18 protein-coding genes are annotated in these 22623 nt (G+C 61.8%); 14 read left to right on the top strand and 4 right to left on the bottom strand.

Annotated features, from left to right (window positions below; genetic code table 11):
• The first annotated feature begins 80 nt into the window (after positions 1-80).
• The 3 genes from secD (at position 81) to ACIQTW_RS01750 (ending at position 5376) form a co-directional block, all read left to right on the top strand.
• Entirely contained in the window at positions 81-1832 is a 1752-nt protein-coding gene (gene secD / locus ACIQTW_RS01760) for a protein translocase subunit SecD (RefSeq protein WP_402933045.1), read from the top strand.
• On the top strand, positions 1832-2821 hold the full coding sequence (gene secF / locus ACIQTW_RS01755; RefSeq protein WP_402933042.1) for a protein translocase subunit SecF: 990 nt from the start codon (positions 1832-1834) through the stop codon (positions 2819-2821). The genes secD and secF overlap by 1 nt, the downstream gene beginning before the upstream one ends.
• 161 nt (positions 2822-2982) lie before the next feature.
• Positions 2983-5376 (top strand): bifunctional (p)ppGpp synthetase/guanosine-3',5'-bis(diphosphate) 3'-pyrophosphohydrolase, encoded by a 2394-nt coding sequence (locus ACIQTW_RS01750; protein WP_017197534.1) that lies wholly within the window; start codon positions 2983-2985, stop codon positions 5374-5376.
• On the opposite strand, the gene ACIQTW_RS01745 is transcribed toward ACIQTW_RS01750, so the two are convergent.
• From ACIQTW_RS01745 to ACIQTW_RS01735, 3 genes are all read right to left on the bottom strand, one after another.
• Positions 5373-5981, bottom strand: coding sequence for a hypothetical protein (locus tag ACIQTW_RS01745; protein WP_402933039.1), 609 nt, complete (start codon positions 5979-5981; stop codon positions 5373-5375). The genes ACIQTW_RS01750 and ACIQTW_RS01745 overlap by 4 nt on opposite strands.
• A 102-nt stretch (positions 5982-6083) precedes the next feature.
• Complete coding sequence (locus ACIQTW_RS01740) at positions 6084-7676, bottom strand: DUF349 domain-containing protein (protein WP_402933036.1); 1593 nt, start codon at positions 7674-7676, stop codon at positions 6084-6086.
• A gap of 66 nt (positions 7677-7742) precedes the next feature.
• On the bottom strand, positions 7743-8537 hold the full coding sequence (locus ACIQTW_RS01735) for a peptidylprolyl isomerase (RefSeq protein ID WP_402933033.1): 795 nt from the start codon (positions 8535-8537) through the stop codon (positions 7743-7745).
• Positions 8538-8743: 206 nt separating this feature from the next.
• Here ACIQTW_RS01735 and hisS point away from each other — a divergent pair, with 206 nt between their 5' ends.
• The 3 genes from hisS (at position 8744) to ACIQTW_RS01720 (ending at position 12855) form a co-directional block, all read left to right on the top strand.
• A complete protein-coding gene (hisS, locus tag ACIQTW_RS01730) occupies positions 8744-10102 on the top strand; it encodes a histidine--tRNA ligase (RefSeq protein WP_402933030.1) in 1359 nt (452 codons plus the stop codon).
• A 110-nt stretch (positions 10103-10212) separates the two neighbouring features.
• The gene (gene aspS / locus ACIQTW_RS01725) at positions 10213-12006 is read left to right on the top strand and encodes an aspartate--tRNA ligase (protein WP_402933028.1); all 1794 of its coding nucleotides are present in this window, start codon (positions 10213-10215) and stop codon (positions 12004-12006) included.
• Between the two features lie 69 nt (positions 12007-12075).
• On the top strand, positions 12076-12855 hold the full coding sequence (locus ACIQTW_RS01720; protein ID WP_402933026.1) for a GNAT family N-acetyltransferase: 780 nt from the start codon (positions 12076-12078) through the stop codon (positions 12853-12855).
• On the opposite strand, the gene ACIQTW_RS01715 is transcribed toward ACIQTW_RS01720, so the two are convergent.
• The gene (locus ACIQTW_RS01715) at positions 12852-13451 is read right to left on the bottom strand and encodes a Vms1/Ankzf1 family peptidyl-tRNA hydrolase (protein ID WP_402933023.1); all 600 of its coding nucleotides are present in this window, start codon (positions 13449-13451) and stop codon (positions 12852-12854) included. The genes ACIQTW_RS01720 and ACIQTW_RS01715 overlap by 4 nt on opposite strands.
• Positions 13452-13492: 41 nt before the next feature.
• Between ACIQTW_RS01715 and ACIQTW_RS01710 the strand changes: the two genes are divergently transcribed.
• From ACIQTW_RS01710 to ACIQTW_RS01675, 8 genes are all read left to right on the top strand, one after another.
• Entirely contained in the window at positions 13493-14989 is a 1497-nt protein-coding gene (locus ACIQTW_RS01710) for a replication-associated recombination protein A (protein WP_402933020.1), read from the top strand.
• Positions 14990-15194: 205 nt separating this feature from the next.
• Entirely contained in the window at positions 15195-15815 is a 621-nt protein-coding gene (rpsD, locus tag ACIQTW_RS01705; RefSeq protein ID WP_011774968.1) for a 30S ribosomal protein S4, read from the top strand.
• Positions 15816-15973: 158 nt separating this feature from the next.
• Positions 15974-16348, top strand: a complete 375-nt coding sequence (locus ACIQTW_RS01700; protein ID WP_402933017.1) for a DUF948 domain-containing protein — start codon at positions 15974-15976, stop codon at positions 16346-16348.
• A gap of 54 nt (positions 16349-16402) precedes the next feature.
• Entirely contained in the window at positions 16403-16633 is a 231-nt protein-coding gene (locus ACIQTW_RS01695) for a hypothetical protein (protein ID WP_208295800.1), read from the top strand.
• A gap of 115 nt (positions 16634-16748) precedes the next feature.
• Entirely contained in the window at positions 16749-19427 is a 2679-nt protein-coding gene (gene alaS, locus ACIQTW_RS01690; RefSeq protein ID WP_402933012.1) for an alanine--tRNA ligase, read from the top strand.
• Positions 19428-19429: 2 nt separating this feature from the next.
• Positions 19430-20020 carry a Holliday junction resolvase RuvX gene (ruvX, locus tag ACIQTW_RS01685; RefSeq protein ID WP_402933009.1) on the top strand — a complete coding sequence of 197 codons (591 nt, stop codon included), beginning with the start codon at positions 19430-19432 and terminating at the stop codon, positions 20018-20020.
• Positions 20017-21753 (top strand): endolytic transglycosylase MltG, encoded by a 1737-nt coding sequence (gene mltG, locus ACIQTW_RS01680; protein WP_402933006.1) that lies wholly within the window; start codon positions 20017-20019, stop codon positions 21751-21753. Before ruvX ends, mltG begins: the two co-directional genes overlap by 4 nt.
• Entirely contained in the window at positions 21750-22604 is an 855-nt protein-coding gene (locus ACIQTW_RS01675) for a shikimate dehydrogenase (RefSeq protein WP_402933003.1), read from the top strand. Before mltG ends, ACIQTW_RS01675 begins: the two co-directional genes overlap by 4 nt.
• The last annotated feature ends 19 nt before the right edge of the window (positions 22605-22623 follow it).

Raw genomic sequence — 22623 nt, 5'->3', positions numbered from 1 at the left:
TTCTACGGCAGCGGAGAGCCGCCGGCAGACGCTTACCAGCGTTGGCCGGCGGCTGTCCGGCGATAACAGGAAGATCGATAATGGCACGGACCGGCCCCAAAAACTCAGCCCGCAGGGTGCTGACCTGGCTTGGCGCAATTTTCGTTGTATTAACCGCTGTCCTTGCTGGCGGAGTAGTGACTGGCAATGCCAGTTGGGCTCCGAAGCTTGCTCTGGACCTTGAAGGCGGAACCCAGATGATCCTGGCACCCCGGGTGGAGGGTTCCAGCGAGATCAATGAGGAGCAACTCAACCAGGCAGTTGCCATCATTCGGCAGCGAGTGGATGGCTCCGGTGTTGCTGAAGCCGAAATCAGCACGCAGTCCGGCCGCAACGTGGTGGTCAGCCTTCCGGGAACACCGTCGAAGGAAACCCGCGACCTGATTCAGGCTTCGGCCGACATGAACTTCCGCCCGGTCATCACCTATGGCGACCCTGCGGCTATACCGGCCGAGCAGCGCACTCCTGAGGATCAGCTGAACAAGCCGACGGCCGAGCCGGCCAACGCGAGTGATGTCAACTGGATCACCCCGGAAGTCCAGAAGGAATTTGAAGCGCTCGACTGCGTGAATCCGTCACCGGAAAAGCGCGACCGCTCAGATCCCGCCAAACCGCTTGTAACCTGCGAGGCGGCCACTGCCACGACTCCGGCGATCAAGTACATCCTCGGGCCCGTTGAGGTCAAAGGCCAGGACATCAGCGATTCCACCTTTACCCAGGTCCAGGGTGCCCAGGGCTCCGTGACGAATTCCTGGGGCGTCAACATTGTCTTCAACTCGGATGCAACGGCAAAGTTCAAGGCCGTCACCGAACGCCTCAACCAGTTCTACGCTGCAGCGCAGGCCCAGGGTAGTGACGATCCCAAGTCACAGTTCGCGATCGTCCTGGACGACAAAGTACTTTCCGCCCCGCGGGCCCTTGCTGTCATCACTGATGGCAAGCCGCAGATCACGGGTAACTTCACCCAGGCGTCTGCGAAGGCTTTGTCTGACCAGTTGCGGTATGGTGCACTGCCCATCAGCTTCGAGATCCAATCACAGGAGCAGATCTCGGCCACTCTCGGTGGCGACCAACTTCGCCTCGGCTTGCTGGCAGGCATGATCGGTCTGTTGCTGGTGGTCGTGTACTCCCTGTTCCAGTACCGCGCGTTGGGTCTTGTCACCATCGCGTCACTTGTGGTGGCCGGTGTGCTGACCTATCTAGCCATTGCCATCCTTGGATGGACGGAAAACTATCGTCTCTCCCTGGCAGGCGTCGCGGGTCTGATCGTGGCCATTGGCCAGACCGCTGACTCGTTTATCGTCTACTTCGAACGCATCAGGGATGAGCTGCGCGAGGGTCGTGGTCTGGTGTCCGCCGTCGAAAATGGCTGGAAGCGGGCCAAGCGCACCGTGCTGGCTTCCAAGGCCGTCAACCTCCTTGCCGCTCTGGTCCTCTACTTCGTAGCCGTGGGCAACGTACGTGGCTTTGCCTTCACCCTCGGCCTGACGGCGCTGGCTGACTTGCTAGTGGTCTTCATGTTTACCCACCCCATGTTGCAGGTACTTGCCCGCACCAAGTTCTTTGGCGAGGGCCACCGTTTCTCAGGGCTTTCTCCTGACCGTCTCGGCGCAGTTCCCCTTTACCGGGGCGCGGGCCGCCTCCGTACGCCGGAGGAAAAGCCTGCCGTAGTTCGCGCACGCAACACCGGCGCGGCAGCCGAAGCCGAACGACGCATGACCATCGCCGAGAGGCGCCTTGCCGAGAAGGGCCAGCTCACTGGTACTTCCAACGGCACCAAGGAGGAGAAGTAATGACCACGAGCTTCGCAACCTTCGGCCACGAGCTATACACGGGCAAGCGCTCGTACAACTTCGTCAATTCCAAAAAAATCTGGTTCATCATTGCGGCGGTCGCCGTGGCACTCTCCATCCTGATTCCGGTGGTCAAGGGCGGTTTCAACCTTGGAATCGAATTCCGTGGCGGCTCCGAGTTCACCGTTTCGAATGTGAGCACCACAGACGCAAGCCTGGGCGAAAAGGCCGTCCACGACATCGTGCCCGATGCCATTCCCCGCGTTGCCAACGTGGCAGGCAACACCATGCGGATTCAAACGGATCAGCTCACCGATGACGAAACCAAACGGATCAAGGATGGCCTCACCAGCGCCTACGGCGTGACGGAGAACGAAGTGACGTCCAACTTCGTTGGCCCAACCTGGGGTCAGGATGTCACTCGCCAGGCCCTCATCGGCCTGGTGGTCTTCGTTGCCTTGGCAGCTGTCCTGATGGCGCTGTACTTCAGGACCTGGAAGATGTCCTTGTCGGCACTAGTCGGAATGCTGGTCACTATGTTTACCACGGCGGGCGTGTACGCCTTGAGCGACTTCGAAGTCACGCCCTCGGCAATCATTGGCTTCCTCACGGTCCTCAGCTACTCGCTTTATGACACCGTGGTGGTCTTCGACAAGATCCGTGAGAACACCTCGGACATCGCCACGTCCACCCGCCGCACGTTCAGTGAAGAGGTCAACCTGGCCGTCAACCAAACCTTGGTCCGCTCCATCAACACCATGATGGTGGCAGTCCTCCCGGTGGCGGCAATCCTCTTCATTGGTGCCGGGCTCCTGGGCGCTGGCACCCTTCGCGATCTTTCCCTGGCGTTGTTCGTGGGGATCCTCATTGGTACGGCGGCCACGATCTTCATTGCGGCACCGCTGTACGCGTGGCTCCGCCAGAGCGAGCCTGACCTCGTCAAGCAAGCCAAGAAGGTTGCCCACCGCAGGACTGAAGCCACGGTCTAGGGCTGTTCAGTACCGTTGTTTGGCCAAGAGCCGGCCTCCGCACCACTGCGGAGGCCGGCTCTTTGACTTGCCTGCGTCATCGTCATGTGCAGCCCGGTTGCAGAAGCATTCGCCAGCGGGAATAGACTGGGAGAATTAAATCGGTTGTGAGGGGTACTTCTGTGGAAGAACGTGCGACGTCGGCACCACCGGCGGGCGGGGATGACGGCCGCAAGACTGTGGCAGTTCCGGCAACGAGTGTGCCCGGACGAACTGCGGCTGCGGTTCCAGTCGATGCTCCCGGTGCGCGTCCCACCTTCCCGGGACGGAGGGAGCGTACGCGCTCCCGGCTTGCCCGCCTGACGGGGCGGGGCATCGCTCCGTACTCGCCGATCCTGGAGCCACTGCTGCGGACGGTCCGGGCGAACAATCCCAAAGAGGACTTCGACCTGATCCAACGCGCCTTCGCAGTGGCGGAGCAGAGCCACCAAGGGCAGAAGCGCAAGAGCGGTGATCCGTACATCACCCATCCCGTGGCTGTGGCCACCATCCTGGCTGAACTCGGCATGACCGGGACTACCCTGGCAGCAGCGTTGCTTCACGACACCGTGGAGGACACTCCGTACACCCTGGCTGACCTGACGCGGGACTTCGGACCCGAAGTTGCCATGTTGGTGGATGGCGTTACCAAGCTGGATAAGGTCAGTTTTGGCGAGGCTGCGCAATCGGAAACCGTCCGCAAGATGGTGGTTGCGATGGCCAAGGACATCCGTGTCCTGATGATCAAGCTCGCAGACCGCCTCCACAATGCGCGCACTTGGCGGTTTGTTTCCGCGGAGTCTTCATCGCGCAAAGCCCGTGAAACCCTGGAGATCTTTGCACCGCTGGCGCATCGCCTGGGTATGAACACCATCAAGTGGGAACTGGAAGATCTCTCCTTCGCTGCGCTGTACCCCAAGGTGTACGAGGAAATCGTGCGCATGGTGGGCGACCGCACGCCGGAGCGGGAAAAGAGCCTCAGCGTCATCCGCAACCAGATAGCGGATGACCTTCGGACAGCACGAATCAAGGCGACCATCACTGGCCGGCCCAAGCATTACTACTCGATTTACCAGAAGATGATCGTCCGGGACAAAGACTTCGACGACATCAACGACCTCATGGGCGTGCGTGTCCTGGTGGATTCAGTTCGTGACTGTTACGCAGCCCTGGGGACGCTGCATTCACGGTGGAACCCCCTCCCGGGGCGGTTCAAGGACTACATCGCGATGCCCAAATTCAACATGTACCAGTCGCTGCATACAACGGTGATTGGCCCCGGCGGCAAGCCTGTGGAGATCCAAATCCGCACCCACGAGATGCACCGCCGTGCAGAATACGGTGTGGCAGCCCACTGGAAGTACAAGGACCAGCCCAACCGGACGGCGCAAGGCCCGGGCAGCCCGCGTGACGGGGACATGGGCTGGTTGCGGTCGCTGGTGGACTGGCAGCAGGAGACATCGGATCCCGGAGAGTTCCTGGATTCGCTCCGCTACGAGATCAATGCCCGGGAAGTGTTCGTTTTCACTCCCAAGGGTGAAGTCATGGCACTTCCGGCCGGATCCACCCCTGTGGACTTCGCGTACGCCGTGCACACGGAGGTCGGCCACCGAACCATCGGTGCCCGCGTCAATGGCAAGTTGGTCCCGCTCAACAGCGAGCTGAACCATGGCGACTGGGTAGAGATCTTCACCTCCAAGGCTGAAGGCGCCGGGCCCAGCCAGGACTGGCAGCACTTCGTCAAGTCGGCACGGGCACGCAACAAGATCCGCCAATGGTTCACCAAAGAACGCCGCGAGGAAGCCATAGAACGCGGCAAGGACATGCTGACGCGGGCTATGCGGAAGCAGAACCTGCCTCTGCAACGCCTGATGACGCATGACGCTTTGTCTGCAGTGGCGGAGGACTTCCACTATGTAGACATCTCCGGGCTGTATGCGGGCGTTGGCGACGGGCATACCTCGGCCCAGTCCGTCATGGAAAAGCTCGTCGAGCACCTGGGTGGTCATGAAACACCCGATGAGGACCTCGATGAAGTCAGTATTCCAACCCAGGTTGCGAAGTCGAAGTTCTCGGATTCGGGCGTCATCGTGCGCGGCGTCGGCGATGTCTGGGTCAAGCTGGCCCGGTGCTGCACGCCCGTACCCCCGGACCCCATCCTGGGCTTTGTAACGCGTGGATCAGGAGTTTCTGTCCACCGGACGGACTGCACCAATGTCTCGGGTCTTCGTGACCAGCCGGACAGAATTGTTGAGGTTGAGTGGGCACCCACGCAGTCGAGTGTGTTCCTTGTGGAGATTCAAGTGGAAGCTTTGGACAGGAAGTCCCTGCTGTCCGACGTGACCCGTATCTTGTCCGAGAACCACGTCAACATCCTGGCCGCCTCGGTTCACACGTCGAGTGACAGAGTCGCGATCTCGAAGTTTGCCTTCGAAATGGGCGATCCGAAGTACCTGCATCACGTCTTGAACGCGGTTCGCCGCATTGATGGAGTTTTTGACGTGTATCGGACTACTGGCAACCGCCGTCGCAGCTAGCCTGGATCCGAGGAAGCCAGCTGGCCCAATGTTGCCAAGGCGCGCTTCTTGTGTGGCACCCGGGGAGCCGACTCCACGGCCAGGGTAAGTAGCCGCAGCCTGATGCCAAGTTCTTCCCGCTCCAGAAGGCGCTTCAACGCCGGCAGAGCGCGTTCGGCTTCGACATGGAGGGCGATGTCCGCCGCGGTACGTAGAGGGCTGCTGACGAGCATTCCTCCGAGGCTGACGACGTCCATCTGACCCAAACGGACCTCATGGAGGCTGCATGCCGTGGATCCCCGCAGGCTGGAAATGCGATGTTTTGAATCGACAAGCAGTGACAGGTGCTCAGGTGGGTTCGCGCAACCGTAGATCCATGCTGCTGTGAGCCGGCCGGCGACCACCTTGGTCCGGATTCTTTCCGGGACGGTGAGGGCCGCTGCGCGGGCTCGCAGGCGATGGGTAACAGCGACACCCGGGGAAGCGTAACTCTTCCCGTACAGGGGCAGCAGGATGCCATCGAACGCCATACTTTGCAGTTCGTTCCACGTAAAGATGCGACTGGGGGAGTAGAGCTCGGAAATGACCGGCTCCAGCAAATGCGGGGCGTTGACAGCGGGGACCATTCATTGATCATTCCGTGCGGCCATCATACGAGTACAGGCTCCGTTCCGGTTATGTGGATAACCGGAACGGAGCCTGCACGAAAGATCTTGGCTTGGGGTCCTCTAGGCGAGGTCGCTTGCCGAGCGCTGGATCTGGTCAAGCCATGCCTGACGGGCTTCCAGAGCCTCGCGGGCCGCCTTGATACGGCGCTGGTCACCGGCCTTCTCGGCTTTCTCCAGATCCTCCTTGAGACCTGCAATAGCCGATTCAAGCTGTGACAAGGCGCTGTTGGTGCGGGCCTTGGTTTCCGGGTTGCTCCGGCGCCACTTCTCTTCCTCGGCTTCACGGACCGCATCTTCAACCTTGCGAAGCCCTGCCTCAATCCGACCCATGTCGGCGCGGGGAACCTTGCCGGCATCTTCCCAACGGTCCCTGATGGACTGAAGGGACTTCTTGGCGGCGTTGAGATCATTGATGGGAAGAAGCGCCTGCGCCTCAGCCACCAACTGTTCCTTGACGGCGAGGTTCGCAGTGTATTCCTGGTCGATTTGCTCGTTAGCGGCCTGGCGGTTGCTGAAGAAGACGTCCTGGGCGGCGCGGAACCGGCCCCAGAGAGCGTCATCGTCCTTGCGGCTTGCACGAGGCGTCGTCTTCCACTGGTCCATCAGCCTGCGGTACTCGCCGGCTGCGAATCCCCAGTCGGTAGACGTTGAAAGCGCCTCGGCCTCCGCGATCAGGGCCTCCTTGGCTGACTTTGCAGCGGAGTTATTGCTGTCAAGCTGCGAGAAGTATGCGCGGCGGTGGCGATCAAATACCGTCCGTGCCGAGCGGAAACGCTTCCACAGCGCGTCTTCGTTACTGCGGCCAAGCCTGACACCACTCTTTTGCGCAGCCTTCCACGTTTCAAACAGCTCGTTCATACGTGCGCTTGAGGTCTTCCACTGGATCTGCGCGGGGTCCTGGCCGGCAATGGTCTCAGCTTCAGCAACAATTGCTTCGCGCGCTGCGAGTTCATTGGCGCGCACCGCCTCGTGAGCAGCCTTCTCGGACTTCTCGAGTTCTACAATCTGGGCTGACAGGGCGTCCAAGCGGGCCTCAGCAGCACGAACGTCACCCACCATATTGCGCTCGGCGAGTTGCTCGCGGAGGTGCGTGACCGTCTTCTGCATGTCTGTGGCAGGAGCCTTGGACTCCACGCGGTGTTCCAGGAGAACCACCTGCGCGATGATGTCGTCGAACTTACGGGCAAAGTAGCCAAGTGCCTCGTCAGCGCTGACGCCCGGGTACTGACCAACGGGGATCTCTTCACCATCCAGCGTCAGGAAGACGTGGCCATCACCTTCAGCGCGTCCCCATTTGGCTGCCTCAGCGAGTGAGGCAGCGGACACCGCCGGGGCCGCAGGCACGACGGCGGCAGGGGCCTTGGGACGGGCAGCGAAGGCCGCAGGGGAGGGCGCTGCGGACGGCGTCGGACGAGGAGCGGCCGGGGCTGCAGGCTCTTCTGCCGGCGCTTCTTCCGGTGTTTCCGCGGCAGCCGGAGCTGTTTCGACGGCCGAGGCGGCCTCCACCGGAGCTGATTCGGCAGCCGGAGTTGCTTCGTTGGCTGGAGTGGGCTCCGCCGGAGCCGGTGCCTCGGAGCCGTTGGTGCCGGCTGCCTCGACTGCGTCTTGGTTGGCCACTACTGCTGTTTCGTCGGATTTCTGACTGTCTGTCACCGCTAAAAGTCTTTCGCTTGGAGGGAACTGCTCAGGTAATGCACCGCAGGCCGGGCCCGGGGCTGGTTACTTCAGAGAAAACGAGTCTATCGTGACAGGTGCCACAGGGGCGCCGTCGCTGGCGTTTTCACCGGGTTTAAGGCCTGCCGCGGCGATCTTGGTGACCACGTCAAGGCCACTGGTCACCTTGCCCACCACGGTGTATCCGCCTGCGGTATCAGCCGGGATGGTGGTGTCTTTGTAGACGATGAAAAATTGGTGGCCGTTGCCGTAGGCGTCGTTGCCGGTGCGGGCAACTGCAATGGTTCCCGCAGGGTACTTGTTGTCTGCGGGAGTATTTTCCAGTGGCCCCCACCGATAATTTGCGTCGTCCGCGCCGTCTTCGGATTTGGCTCCGCATTGGAGGAGCCCGAACGTTTCGGACGTTGTCAGCCGGTGACAGAACGCCCCGTTGTAGTAGCTGGCGTCGCTCAGGGACTTGAACACGGCAGCAGCTTGCGGCGCGGCAGTCCCGTTGAGCTCTACGCCGACAACGCCGCTGTTCAACGCGAGCTCGCCGGTGAATGTCTTTCCAGCGGCCGTGTCCGGGCTGGGAATATCGGCGCTGTTGGAAGCGGATGGGGACGCCGACGGCGAACCGAGCCCCGCCTCGGCGGCGGCGAACTCGGCCTCTGTGGGGTTGGAAGCAAAGACCGTCAGTTGCAGCACGACGGCCAGGACCACGGTCACGGCAGCTGCACTCACGGCGATGGTGTTGTCACGTTTGCGTCGCTTGCCCTGTTCCTGCCGCAGGGCACGCTTGGCTTCCATCTGCCTGATGCGCCGTTTCGCTTCGCGGTCATCCCGCGACCTTGTTGCCAAGAGTCCTCCTGATTGTGTCCACTTTCGATGGCTGCCGACAGGAACCGGGCATGCTGCATTAGATGTGCACGCGCGGAAAGCATAAACTGGCTGCCGCACATAGTTTATGCATGACCGGCTGGACGCCCGCCCTGTAAACGCCGAAAGGGTGTTTAAAGCTGCGGTGCAATGCCAGCGTCAGCTTTCTTCGAGGAGACTTTTCCACCATGGCACGTACCGCCTCCCTGTCCGGATTCCCCGAGTGGCTTCCCCAGGAGCGGTTGGTGGAGCTCCATGTGCTGGATACGCTCCGGAAGACATTTGAACTGCACGGTTTTTCTTCCATCGAGACCCGCGCTGTTGAAACAGTGGGCCAGCTGCTCCGCAAAGGCGAAATAGACAAAGAGGTCTATGGCCTGAGCAGGCTCCAGGACGATGAGGGCGAGGCTGCGGAGCAGACGCAACCCGACAAGGCGGACCCGAACGCGTTGGCCCTTCACTTTGACCTGACTGTCCCCTTCGCCCGCTACGTGGTGGAGAACGCCGGGTACCTGGCATTCCCCTTCCGCCGGTACCAGATCCAGAAAGTCTGGCGGGGCGAGCGGCCGCAGGAAGGCCGGGCACGTGAGTTCACGCAGGCAGACATCGATGTTGTGGGCGACGGCGAACTGCCGTTCCGCTACGACGTCGAAATCGCGCTGGTCATCGCTGAGGCCCTTAGCGCCCTGCCGATCCCGGACTTCAGGCTCCGGATCAATAACCGCAAGCTGGCCGAGGGCTTCTATCGCGGCATTGGACTGACGGACACGGCCGGTGTGCTGCGTAGCATCGATAAATTGGAAAAAATCGGCGCCGCGAAGGTGGCCGAGCTGTTGAAGAGCGAGCTGGGGGCTACCGATGAACAGGCTGGCCTTGCCCTTGAATTGGCCACCATCCGCACGGAAGACACTTCATTCGTGGACCAGGTCCGCGCACTCGGAGTGAAGGACGATCTCCTTGAAGAAGGCCTCAACGAGCTTGAGCAGGTCATTCAGGCGGCAGTCCAGCGCGCACCCGGCAAGGTCGTGGCAGACCTCAGCATCGCCCGCGGCCTCGATTACTACACTGGGACTGTAGTTGAGACGGTGCTGGTGGGCCACGAGCAGCTGGGTTCCATTTGCTCCGGTGGCCGCTACGACGCACTGGCCAGCAAGGGCAACCGCAAGTTCCCCGGCGTCGGACTTTCCATTGGCGTGACGCGGCTTGTTTCCCGCATCCTCAGCCAGGAACTGGCCGCAGCTTCGCGTTCTGTGCCCACGGCCGTACTGGTCGCCCTGAACTCTGACGACAGCTGGTCCGCGGCGCAGGACATCGCAGCCCAGTTGCGGGGCCGGGGGATTGCGACGGAAGTGGCAGCCAAGGCCGAGAAGTTTGGAAAGCAGATCAAGTTCGCTGATCGCCGCGGCATCCCCTTCGTATGGTTCACCGACGACGACGGCAATCACCAGGTCAAGGACATCCGTTCCGGCGAGCAGGTTGACGCCGATCCGGCCAGTTGGACGCCCGCTGAAGAGGATTTGTACGTCCGCATTACCACCGTGGGCTAGGCAACATCCATTGTTCCGTCCTCGTGGCATGAGCTGTGGCGGGGGCGGGTAAACTCGGACGGGATCGTCTTTGCAACGATCCCCCTATATTTCATGCTGAAAGGAATGCTGTGCTGCGCACACATGACCTCGGATCTCTTCGCTCCGAGCACATTGGACAAACCGTTACCCTGGCCGGCTGGGTGGGGCGCCGCCGTGATCACGGTGGCGTTGCATTCGTTGACCTGCGTGATGCGTCCGGTGTAGCCCAGGTGGTTGTCCGTGAGGAAGAGGTCTTCCACGGCTTGCGGAACGAGTATGTCCTGCAGGTGACAGGTACTGTCAACAAGCGTCCTGAAGGCAATGAGAACCCTGCGTTGGCTACGGGTGAGATCGAGGTCATCGCGGACAAGGTGGTCATCCTCAACACCTCCGAACCCCTGCCGTTCCAGATTGACGAACACGTGGAGGTTGGCGAGGAAGCCCGTCTTAAGCACCGCTACCTTGACCTCCGCCGTCCCGGCCCCGCCCGCAACATGCGCCTGCGTTCCGAGGCGAACCGTGTGGCCCGCGAACTTCTGCACCAGCGGGGCTACGTTGAAATCGAAACCCCCACGCTGACGCGTTCGACGCCGGAAGGCGCCCGTGACTTCGTGGTCCCGGCACGTCTGGCGCCAGGTTCCTGGTACGCCCTCCCGCAGTCGCCGCAGCTTTTCAAGCAGCTCCTCCAAGTGGGCGGCTTCGAGAAGTACTACCAGATTGCCCGCTGCTACCGCGACGAGGATTTCCGCGCGGACCGCCAGCCGGAATTCACCCAGCTGGACATCGAAGCCAGCTTCGTGGACCAGGACGACGTCATTGAGCTCGGCGAGGCGATCGTCAAGGCCTTGTGGCAGCTGATCGACGTCGAGATCCCCACCCCGATCCGTCGCATGACGTACTTGGACGCCATGGCCAAGTACGGCTCGGACAAGCCGGACTTGCGTTTCGGAGTTGAACTGACTGAGCTCACTGAGTTCTTCAAGGACACCAACTTCGGTGTCTTCAAGGCGCCGTACGTGGGCGCCGTCGTGATGCCTGGTGGTGCTTCACAGCCGCGCCGTACTTTGGACGGCTGGCAGGAATTTGCCAAGCAGCGCGGCCACAAGGGCCTGGCCTATGTCCTCTTCAAGGAAGACGGCGAGTTGGCTGGCCCGGTGGCCAAGAACCTTACCGAGGCCGAGCGCGAAGGCCTGGCGGACGCCGTTGGCGCCAAGCCCGGCGACTGCATCTTCTTCGCTGCCGGTGAGAAGTCCGCAGCCCGCGCCCTGCTCGGTGCTGCCCGCGTCGAAATCGGTCACCGCACCGGCTTGATCGACCCCAAGGACTGGGCTTTCGTCTGGATCGTGGACGCTCCCATGTTCGAGCCCGCTGCTGCCGCTGTTGCCTCCGGTGACGTTGCAGTGGGCGCTGGCCAGTGGACGGCTGTGCACCACGCTTTCACCTCGCCAAAGCCTGAGTTCCTGGACACCTTCGACACGGACCCGGAATCGGCGCTCTCTTACGCCTACGACATTGTCTGCAACGGCAACGAGATCGGCGGCGGGTCCATCCGTATCCATGAGCGCGAAGTACAGGAACGCGTCTTCCAGCTCATGGGCCTGGACAAGGAAGACGCTGAAACCAAGTTCGGCTTCCTGCTTGAAGGTTTCAAGTACGGCGCACCTCCGCACGGCGGAATGGCACTGGGCTGGGACCGTGTGGTTGCTTTGTTGGCCGGCGTCGAGTCGATCCGCGACGTCATTGCCTTCCCGAAGTCGGGCAACGGCTACGACCCCCTGACCGCGGCACCGGCACCGATCACGCCGCAGCAGCGCAAGGAAGCGGGCGTCGACTTCAAACCGGAGGTCAAGCCCGCAGCCAAGCCGGAAACGAAGTCTGAATAAGTTTCTGCCCAAAAGGCTCCTCACTACGGTGGGGAGCTTTTTGCGTTCCAGCCACAAAAGGAGCCTCGCATGATGGAACAAACATTCCTGGAATCGCTCATGGATAAGGCCTGGCCTGCCCTTGAGCGCGAAGATACGGGGGCGTGGGTCCTCCGCGCTTCGGGCGGAGTGACCCAGAGGGCTAATTCAGTGTGGCCAAGGAACTCGGGCGGCCCGAACGGCGATCCGGGCATCCCGCGATCCGTGCGAGCGGCGGCGGAGTGGTATAGGCTCCGTCGCCTTCCCCTGATTTTCCAAGTGTTCGATGACTCCCGCAGCTCCGGACTCAATGCTGTCCTTGATGAGCAACGCTTCACGAGGCAATCGGCAACAAGGATCATGGTCCGCGGCATGGAAGGGCTACCGGTCAGCAAGTCGGGCCGGAGCGTTGAAATGGCTGACGAACTCTCCGAAGAATGGCTGCGCGTGTGGTGGTCCGTGGACGGCCGTGGTGGTGACGCAGAGCAGTCCGTAGCTCATAAGATTCTCACCGGCTGTCCGGCGCTTTACGCAATGGTGAGGGGCGACGACGGCGTGCCCGCCGCCGTCGGACGCCTCGCCCTGGTGGACGGTTGGGGCGGCATCTACAGCATGGCGACGTCGGCCGGCCACCGCAGGCGCGGATACGGCACGGAGGTACTGACTGCGTTGTTGAATGCCGGAGCCCAGCGGAATCTTGAGGGATTCTGGCTCCTTGTCACTGAGGCCAATCGTGGAGCCCGGTTACTTTACTCACAAGCTGGCTTCGCCGACTACGGCACTTACCTGTACCGGCAGGCACCCTTGAGGCGCGCGTCCAGCGGCTGCTAGAAGGGCGGATCAGTCACTGTGATGCGAACAGAGCAGGCGTCGGCAGCCGCCTTCGCCAGCACGGCAGTCTTTGGCTCTTGAAGGTCAAGGAAGGCTAAGCGGGTCCGTCCTGCTACGGCTCTGAGTAGCGGCTGGGCAAGAACTTGATCCACCAGCACGCGGTCGCCGCCCGGGACGATGTACTCAATGCGGTGTTCGTTGAAGATACGGAGGGCCTGTTCTGCTGTGGCTTTGGCATCGTTGAAGCGACTGCCGCTCTTCGAAGCAAGGATCACGGAACCGCTGGCAGCAGCTATGGCGTAGCCGCCCCTGCGAACAAGGAGCAGGCCAAGCCCCCGTTCCTGGTTCGCAAGCGAAGCCAGGCGTTCAAGCTCAGTTGCTCCCCGTCCCGGGCGTCCGTCAGCCGGCCAGGGGGCCCTCAACAGTGCAGTCGCACCGTCGGCTGCACCCAGGAGCAGCCCACCGTCCTCGAGGTCTTCAACAACGGTGCCGTGGCTCGCCGCGAACCGGTCGGCCCAACCCTGCAACCTGCCCGCGGGCACCAAAGCGGTCCGCCTGCCGGAAGACCGGTGCGGGGCAGATGCTCGGCGATCCACGTCAATGTCTCCTTTGCTGAAACTATGAGTAGCCTATCCATGTGGAAGATCTCTTTGGTGCGGGTGCAGTTGATGACGACGAGTCGGAGGACCTGCCCGCGTCAGGGGGTCCCTCCGATGCTCATTGGATGGCTTCCCAACGCAGTCCACTGGCGGTAAGAATGCGTCCCCGGTCGCTGGACGAGGTGGTGGGACAGCAGCATCTACTGGGGCAAGGTTCGCCTTTGCGGCAACTGGCAGCAGGTGCTGAGGCTGCCGGCCCGGCGGGTCCCAGCTCGGTGATACTTTGGGGGCCTCCCGGGACAGGGAAGACCACGCTCGCCCACGTGATCGCGCGCGGACCCGGACGTAAGTTCGTTGAGTTGTCGGCAATCACCGCCGGAGTCAAGGACGTCCGGCGCGTCATGGACGAGGCCTTGACGGCCCGGGACCTGTACAAGAAGACCACGGTTCTCTTCCTCGACGAGATTCATCGCTTCAACAAGGCCCAACAGGATGCCCTGCTGCCCGGTGTCGAAAACCGCTGGGTTGTGCTGGTAGCTGCAACCACGGAAAATCCTTCGTTCTCCGTGGTGTCGCCGCTCCTGTCACGCTCCCTCCTTCTCACCCTGAAGCCGCTCACCGATGACGACATTTCGGGTCTGCTGCAGAGGGCTGTGCTCGACGCCCGCGGCCTGGCCGGTCGTGTGGAGCTTAGTCCTGAGGCATTGGACCACCTGGTTCGGCTGTCCGGGGGTGATGCCCGACGGGCGCTGACAGCTCTGGAAGCAGCTGCCGGCGTCGCCTTCGGTGACTCTGCCGCCGTCGACATTCCGGCCGACGCCCCAACAACAGGCGAGGGGGAGAGTGACGCTGACGACGGCGAACCCGGACTCGTGAACGATGGCCTGCCTGACGCGCCGGTGCTGGTGGAACTCCGCCACACCGAGCGCGCCTTGGATGCGGCGGCCGTTCGCTACGACCGCGCCGGGGACCAGCACTACGATGTGGCCAGTGCGTTCATCAAGTCCATCCGGGGCTCCGACGTGGATGCTGCCTTGCACTATCTGGCACGCATGCTCGAGGCCGGGGAGGATCCAAGGTTCGTGGCGAGGCGGATCGTGATCTCGGCGGCCGAGGATATCGGCATGGCCGATCCCACGGCGTTGCAGACCGCAGTGGCCGCCGCGCAGGCAGTGCAGTTGATCGGTATGCCGGAGGGGCGCATTGTTTTGGCCGAAGCCGTGGTTCATCTGGCCACAGCACCCAAGTCCAATGCCGCCTACATGGGTTTGAATAAAGCTGTGGCCGACGTTCGTGCCGGTTTTGGTGGTGGCATTCCCATGCATTTGCGTGACGCGCACTACCCCGGTGCAAAGCAGTTGGGCCACGGCAAGAGCTATAGGTACGCACACGACGAACCCCATGGTGTGGCAACCCAGCAATATCCTCCGGATGACTTGGTGGGTAAGGACTATTACCAGCCCACCAATAATGGAGCTGAACGGGATATTGCCGCCAGGCTGGAACGGCTCCGCAAGATCGTCCGCGGGGAGTAGCCTGCAGGATCATGCCAGCTGCAGATGGCGGTCCTGCGCGTGGTAGGATAGTTGCTTGTCTGGCATGGCCCGACGCACAATCCCTCTGAAGATTTCTTCAATAGTGCTGTGCGCCCGGGCTAGTAGCAAGAGGCAGCGGTTGGCCGATGCTCTCCCTGATGGAGGCCAGTAACACTGACACACCGCAGTAATTGGAAGGACACAAGTGGCTAACAACACTCGTGCTCGCCGTACCGCACGCCTTTCGCGTGCACTCGGCATTGCTCTGACCCCCAAGGCCGCCAAGTACATGGAGCGCCGTCCGTACGGCCCCGGCGAGCATGGCCGTGCCCGCAAGAAGCAGGACTCCGACTACGCCGTACGTCTGCGCGAAAAGCAGCGTCTGCGCGCCCAGTACGGTATCCGCGAAGCCCAGATGACCCGTGCCTTCGAAGAAGCACGCCGCACCAAGGGCCTCACCGGTGAAAACCTGGTTGAGCTGCTCGAAATGCGTTTGGACGCCCTCGTGCTCCGTGCAGGCTTCGCCCGCACCATCGCACAGGCCCGCCAGCTGGTTGTGCACCGCCACATCATGGTTGACGGCATCCGCGTGGACCGCCCGTCCTTCCGCGTTGGCGAAGGCCAGCTCATCCACGTTCACAGCCGCTCCGAGGTTATGCCCCCGTTCCAGGTGGCAGCCGCTGGCGCACACGTTCTCAACAACGTGCCGGCATACTTGGACGTCAAGATTGACGCACTTCAGGCCCGCCTGGTTCGTCGCCCGAAGCGCTCCGAGGTCCCCGTGATCTGCGAAGAGCAGCTCGTCGTCGAATTCTACGCTCGCTAAATTCAAGCAGCGCATACAAAGAAGCCCGTGGCACACGCCGCGGGCTTCTTTGTATGTAAGGTACCGGTCCAAAATAGGTAAGGTACTTGGGGAGGCTTCGGCCAAAGCCGTGAACCGGCTGGTGCGAGGCAGCGAAACGATCCAAGGAGAAGAATTCTATGTCTGGTGGCGACATCGCCGGCCTCATCGCAGCAGGAGTCTTCGCGCTCCTCGTCTTGCTTTTGGCCGTGCCCATTTTGAAGCTCGGCGGCGTCTTTGACGAAGTGCGGACCTCCATACGTTCCCTCAGCGATGGCGCCACGCCCCTGATGGATGAAGTGACTGCAACGGTCACCACCACCAACCAGCAGTTGAAAAAGGTTGACGGCATCGCCTCCAACGTCTCCGATGCATCGGCCAACATCTCCGCGTTGTCCTCGCTCGTGGCAGCCACGGTAGGCTCCCCGCTGATCAAGGTGGCTGCCTTCAGCTATGGCGTCCGTTCAGCCTTCGCTGGACGCCGGACGCCTTCCTCCGGCCGCCGCAGCCGTTGATCAAGCCGGCCGCTGAGCAAGCCAACTGCTGAATACCAAGGAGACTGGAACCCCATGAAGAGAATTGTCTGGATGGGCATCGGCGTCGCCATCGGCGTCATTGCCTTCCGTAAGATCACCGAAGCGCAAGCAAACCTTGGGCCCGAGGGCCTTAACCGCGCCGTCGGCCGGATGGCGGACGGACTGTTCGACTTTGCCGACGCCGTTCGTACAGGGATGCATCAACGGGAAGAGGATTTGCGGGCAGCGTTGGGGATCGACGACGCCGGAGCCGCCCGGCGCTAGTGGGAGCGGTTCGCCCCCACGCCCTCAACAGGGCAGAATGGAAAGCTGCGGAACGGCACCAGCCGGTACCGCGCACATCGTGTGCAGTGAATTGAGAAGGGTAAGTAATCAGCTAATGAAGTCGCAGGAGATCACCAAGCGCTGGGTGGACTTTTTTGTCAACAAGGGCCACACCGCCGTTCCCTCCGCGTCGCTCGTTTCCAGCGACCCGTCACTTCTCTTCACTGTGGCCGGAATGGTGCCTTTCATTCCTTACCTGACCGCGCGCGAAGAGCCTCCCTACAGCCGTGCAACGAGCGTCCAGAAGTGCATCCGCACCGGCGACATCGAGGAAGTGGGCAAGACCGCCCGCCACGGCACGTTCTTCCAGATGTGCGGCAACTTCTCGTTTGGCGATTACTTCAAGGAAGACGCCATCAAGTTCGCTTTCGAGCTGCTCACCACCAGTGTTGACGACGGCGGCTACGGCCTTCCGGCCGAACGTCTCTGGGTGACTGTTTACGAAGAGGACGACGAAGCCAAGGAACTGTGGCTCAAGAACACCGGAATTCCTGCCGAGCGCATCCAGCGCATGGGCAAGGCTGACAACTACTGGTCCACAGGCCAGCCGGGCCCCGCCGGGCCCTGCTCGGAGATCTACTACGACCGAGGCCCTGCCTACGGAATCGAAGGCGGCCCGCTGGCCGACGAGACCCGCTACATCGAAATCTGGAACCTCGTGTTCATGCAGTACCAGATTGAGAACGTCCGCTCCAAGGTGGACTTCGACATCGTTGGTGAGCTGCCGCAGAAGAACATCGACACCGGCCTGGGCATGGAACGTCTCGCGATGATCCTCCAGGGCGTCGAAAACATGTATGAGACCGATCAGGTCCGTCCGGTCATCGACAAAGCTGCTGAATTGTCAGGGCGCGAATACACCTCGGCTGAATCGCCGGAAGACCCGCACCACACGGACGATGTCCGCATGCGCGTCGTTGGCGACCACATTCGTTCTGCTTTGATGCTCATCGCTGACGGCGTCGCACCTTCCAATGAGGGCCGTGGCTACGTGCTGCGCCGGCTTATCCGCCGCGCTGTACGCGCCATGCGCCTGCTCGGTGTTGAAAAAGCTTGCCTGCCTGACCTCCTTCCTGCCTCCCGCGACGCCATGAAGGGTGTCTATCCGGTGGTGGAGACTGACTTTGCCCGCATCAGCCGTATTGCCTACGCCGAAGAAAAGGCGTTTTTGCGCACTATTGCTTCCGGCACGGCCCGCCTGGAGGATGCAGTAGCCGAATCGAAGGCCGCCGGCGTTCCCTTGTCCGGCGCGGACGCATTCGCCTTGCACGACACGTACGGCTTCCCGATTGACCTGACCTTGGAGATGGCAGAAGAGGCCGGCCTCAAGGTGGACGAGGCAGGCTTCCGTGCGCTCATGCTTGAGCAGCGCCAACGTGCCCAGGCCGATGCCAAGGGCAAGAAGGGCGGGCACGCCGACCTCAGCGCCTACCAGGAGCTCCTGGGCAAGGGCGAGACTGTCTTTACGGGTTACGACGAACTTGAGGGCGAGGCCAAGGTTCGCGGCATCGTCAGCGGCGGCCGCGCTGTAGCGCACGCATCTACCGGCGAAGAGGTTGAGTTGGTCCTCAACGAAACCCCGTTCTATGCAGAGGCAGGCGGTCAGTCAGCTGACACGGGCCTCATCACCGGCGATGGTTTCGTGGTGGAGGTACTGGACGTGCAGCGTCCCATCAAGGGCCTGAGCGTTCACAAGGCAATTGTCCGTGAAGGTGAGATCGCTTCCGACGCACTGGTGCGCGCCGCCGTCGACCGTGAACGTCGGCACGCTGCCGAGCAGGCCCACACCGGCACGCACATTGTGCATGCCGCGTTGCACCAGATCCTCGGGCCGGAAGCCACCCAGCGCGGTTCCTACAACAAGGCCGGATACCTTCGCTTCGACTTCGCCTGGGGCGAAGGATTGAGCACTGCCACACGGTCTGAAATCGAAGAGGTCTCAAACATTGCCATCCGGAACAACTTCCGGGTGGATACCAAGGTGATGGGGCTCGCTGAAGCCAAGGCCCTGGGCGCTATGGCCCTGTTCGGCGAGAACTACGGCAGCGAAGTCCGCGTCGTGGAGATCGACGGCGCATGGTCCCGCGAATTGTGCGGTGGCACCCACGTTTCCAACACTTCCCTGATCGGCAGCCTCTCTTTGCTGGGCGAACAGTCTGTTGGTTCCGGCAACCGCCGTGTCGAGGCCTTTGTTGGCTTGGACGCATTCCGTCATTTGGCAGCCGAGCGCGCTCTGGTTTCCGAGCTGACGGAACTGTTGAAAGTTCCGTCCGGACAACTTGCTGACCGCATTTCCAGCACCCTGAACAAGCTCAAGGCCACGGAGAAGGAACTCGATCGCCTCCGTAAGGAACAGCTTGCAGCAGCGGCAGAAAACCTCGTCGGTACCGCCAAGGATGCCGCTGGTGTCCGGGTTGTAGCTCACGACGCCGGTCAGGTGGGTGGAGCTGACGATCTACGTAACCTCGCCCTCGATCTGCGCAATCGCCTTGGTTCGGAAGCCTCCACCGTGGCTGTTGCGGGTGTGAGCAATGACCGGCCCGTTATTCTGATCGCTACCAACGAGGCTGCCCGTGAAGCAGGCGTAAAGGCGGGTGTGCTTGTCCGCCTGGCTGCGGGGATCCTCGGTGGCGGCGGTGGCGGCAAGGACGACGTCGCCCAAGGCGGCGGCACCGACGCTGGGAAGGTCTCCGAGGCCCTCACAGCGGTGGTGGATGCGATAGCCAAGCGCTGACGGTGAATTCCAGTACTAACAGTGGCGTCTACCCCCACGGCATCAAGCTGGGGGTAGACGTCGGTACCGTCCGGGTGGGCCTGGCCATTTGTGATCCCGACGGGATTTTGGCCACGCCGTTCAAGACGGTAGGGCGGGACAACAAGAAAAACTCCGATGTCCGGGTAGTGGTCAAGCACGCGGCGGAGCTGCCGGCGGTCCAGATTTTTGTGGGTCTTCCACGAACCATGAAGGGCGAGGAACGCGCGTCTGCGCAAATGGCGATGGACTACGCGGACCTTCTTACCAGTGAGCTTCTGCGCGTCGGTTTGGACGTTCCCGTAAACCTCGTCGATGAGCGACTTTCCACTGTTACGGCACACCGCAACCTGCACGAAGCTGGCATGAGCAGCAAGAACCACCGTAAAGTGGTTGATCAGGTTGCCGCTGCTGGAATACTTCAGCACGCAATCGACATGCAAAAAGCCAGAGGAACGGACGTTGGCCGCCGAGTGCAGGCACCGGCGCAGTCCGAGAAACCCAGCAGTGCCCCAACGCTGCGGGCTGCCTCAGGCCGTGAATCCGATTCTTCTAAGAGGGGACTGCAACTGTGAGCCCGGTCAACAACGACCCCTCCAGCGGTACCGCCGGCGGCGGTATGTCGCTAACCCGCAAAGAGCTGCGGGCGCGTGAACGATTCCTCGCCACGCAGAACCACAATGTGGTACCCGTTCCTGAAGCGACTCCGGGAGAGGCGGCTCCCTCAGCGGAAGTTGAGCCGGAACTGCCCCGACCAGTCCCGGCCGTTCAACCTGCGCCCGCGACGCCACCGACTCCTGTGGCACCCCCAACTCCTGTGGCACCCCCGACCCCTGTGGCACCCCCAACTCCCGCGGCAACCCCGTCAACTGCCGCTGCGCCTGTGGCCGAAACCCGGCACGAGAGCCCGGCCCGGCCGGAGGCTCCTGCCGATGAGCCCGTCGATGCCGAGGTGCACGCAGCTGAAGTCCTTGGTCAGCCGGAAGGTCATCACGAGGGCCTGCACGAGGAAAACGTCCACGGCGATGAAGTCCACGCCCACAAGGTCAGTGAATACGCCGCGCCTGGTCACGGTGGTATTCACGACGGTCATAACCAGCACGAGTTCGCTGCGCATGATGACCACTACCATCTGGACATCCATGAAGAACTTCACGATGACGTTCATCCCCATGATGAACACCACCATGATGATCACCACCATGACCTTATTGCCCCTGCTGCCAGTCCGGCGTCCAAGGCCGCCGCGAAGAAGGCCCGCCGTCGTCGTCGTGTTGTGGCTCTCCTGATCACGTTGGGTGTCTTCGTCGCCGCCATCGCCATAGGTGCGCAATTCCTGAAGCCCTTGCTGGGCATGGACCGGGTTACCGATTACCCAGGCCCCGGAACGGGGTCGGTGACCATCACCGTACCCGAGGGATCCGGTCCCAAAGCCGTAGCTAACGAGCTCGTACAAAACCGCGTGGTTGCAGACTCCGATGCCTTTGTTGAGGCGTTCCTTAGTGAAGGCGGGGAACTGTCTCCGGGCGACTTCACGTTCCGTACCGAAATGAAGAACTCCGACGCCGTGGCTGTCCTCGTCAATAAGGACGCCGGCAAAGTGATGTACTTTGCGCTGAGTGCCGGCTTGCGCATCAATGAGTCGCTGGAGGCCATTTCCAAGGGTTCGGGCATTTCGGTGCAAGAGCTCAATGCCTTGAACCAGGCACCCGGACAGTTCGGGGTTCCTGCCAAGGCTAAAAACCTGGAAGGCTTCCTCGCCCCGGGCGAATATCGATTTGAACTGGGTACGCCTGCGAAGGACATCATCCAGAAGTTGGTAAGCACCACCCTTGATGAACTCAAAGCCCAGGGTGTTACAGACCCCGCCAAGCAGTACGACACCGTGACCATCGCCAGCATCGTGCAGGCCGAAGGTGGTCAGGCAGACTATGGGAACGTGGCCGGAGCCATCTACAACAGGCTCAAGCCCAACAACGTTGAGACCAGCGGTTTGATCCAGTCCGATGCCACTGTGACCTATGGCTTGGGCAAGAAGTCGTTCCACCTCACTGAGGAAGAAAAGGCCGACAAATCCAACGCCTACAACACGTACGCCAATGTCGGGCTACCGGTAGGACCTATTGGCTCGCCGGGAAAGACAGCAATTGATGCTGCAGCCAAGCCGACACAGAATGAATACCTCTACTGGGTGACTATTAATCTGGACACCAAGGAAACCAAGTTCTCCAAGACGTTGGCTGAGCACAACACCTACGTTGAGCAGTACAACGCGTGGTGCCAGGCCAACGCTGGACGGTGTGTGTGAGTCGTCGCGCCGCAGTTCTCGGGCACCCGATCTCTCATTCGAAATCTCCGGCACTGCACTCTGCGGCCTACGCCAAGTTGGGTGTGGATATCGAGTACTCGGCCATCGACGTCACTGTGGAACAGCTTCCTTCGTTCATGGACTCGCTCCGCGGAGATGACGCTTGGTGCGGCCTCTCGGTGACCATGCCGCTGAAGTCAGCCATGGTCAAGGAAGTGGACGAAGTCCGTGGCGCCGGCGCGCATCTGGGCGTTATCAACACCGTGGTTTTCGAGAACGACGCCGGAGGGGTCCGTCGGGTGGGCTACAACACTGATGTTGCCGGCATCGTGGAAGCGGTCCGCTACGCGGGCGTCGCCGCCGCACCCCACGCAGCGATCCTGGGTGGCGGTGGCACTTCGGCTGCGGCCGTCGCCGCTGCACAGGAACTTGGTGCGCGTCACGTCGATGTGTTCGTTCGCGACGCGGGACGTGCCGGCGATGCGCAAGCCGCCGCGGCCGCCGTCGGAATTTCCCTTGCCGTCCGACCCCTGACGGAAGCGGCAACTGCTGTGGCCGGCACGGATCTGGTGATCTCCACGTTTCCACCTCGCGCCGCCGATTCATTGGCGGAGGAACTTACAGCGTTGCCCGCCACCGGGGCTGGAGTCCTGTTGGACGTCGCCTACGATCCTTGGCCCAGCCGGCTCGCGGAAGTGTGGCATGGCCACGGGGGAGCGGTGGTTCCGGGCTTGGAGATGCTGATGTATCAGGCAGCCGAGCAGATCAGGCGCTTCAGCGGCTGTGACGTAGATGCCGCCGTCATAGATGTGATGTGCGACTCAGTCGGGCTTCCCCGGCGAGTGTTCTAGAAGCCTTACATGGCAGGAT

It is taken from the genome of Paenarthrobacter sp. NPDC090517, assembly GCF_044769165.1.
Lineage (GTDB): Bacteria > Actinomycetota > Actinomycetes > Actinomycetales > Micrococcaceae > Arthrobacter.
This window is presented reverse-complemented; position numbering and strand designations above follow the sequence as displayed.

Coding starts and splice junctions, on each gene's coding strand:
- secD (WP_402933045.1), top strand. CDS start 81: ATGGCACGGACCGGCCCCAAAAACTCAGCCCGCAGGGTGCTGACCTGG.
- secF (WP_402933042.1), top strand. CDS start 1,832: ATGACCACGAGCTTCGCAACCTTCGGCCACGAGCTATACACGGGCAAG.
- ACIQTW_RS01745 (WP_402933039.1), bottom strand. CDS start 5,981: ATGGTCCCCGCTGTCAACGCCCCGCATTTGCTGGAGCCGGTCATTTCC.
- hisS (WP_402933030.1), top strand. CDS start 8,744: ATGGCACGTACCGCCTCCCTGTCCGGATTCCCCGAGTGGCTTCCCCAG.
- ACIQTW_RS01720 (WP_402933026.1), top strand. CDS start 12,076: ATGATGGAACAAACATTCCTGGAATCGCTCATGGATAAGGCCTGGCCT.
- ACIQTW_RS01700 (WP_402933017.1), top strand. CDS start 15,974: ATGTCTGGTGGCGACATCGCCGGCCTCATCGCAGCAGGAGTCTTCGCG.
- ACIQTW_RS01695 (WP_208295800.1), top strand. CDS start 16,403: ATGAAGAGAATTGTCTGGATGGGCATCGGCGTCGCCATCGGCGTCATT.
- alaS (WP_402933012.1), top strand. CDS start 16,749: ATGAAGTCGCAGGAGATCACCAAGCGCTGGGTGGACTTTTTTGTCAAC.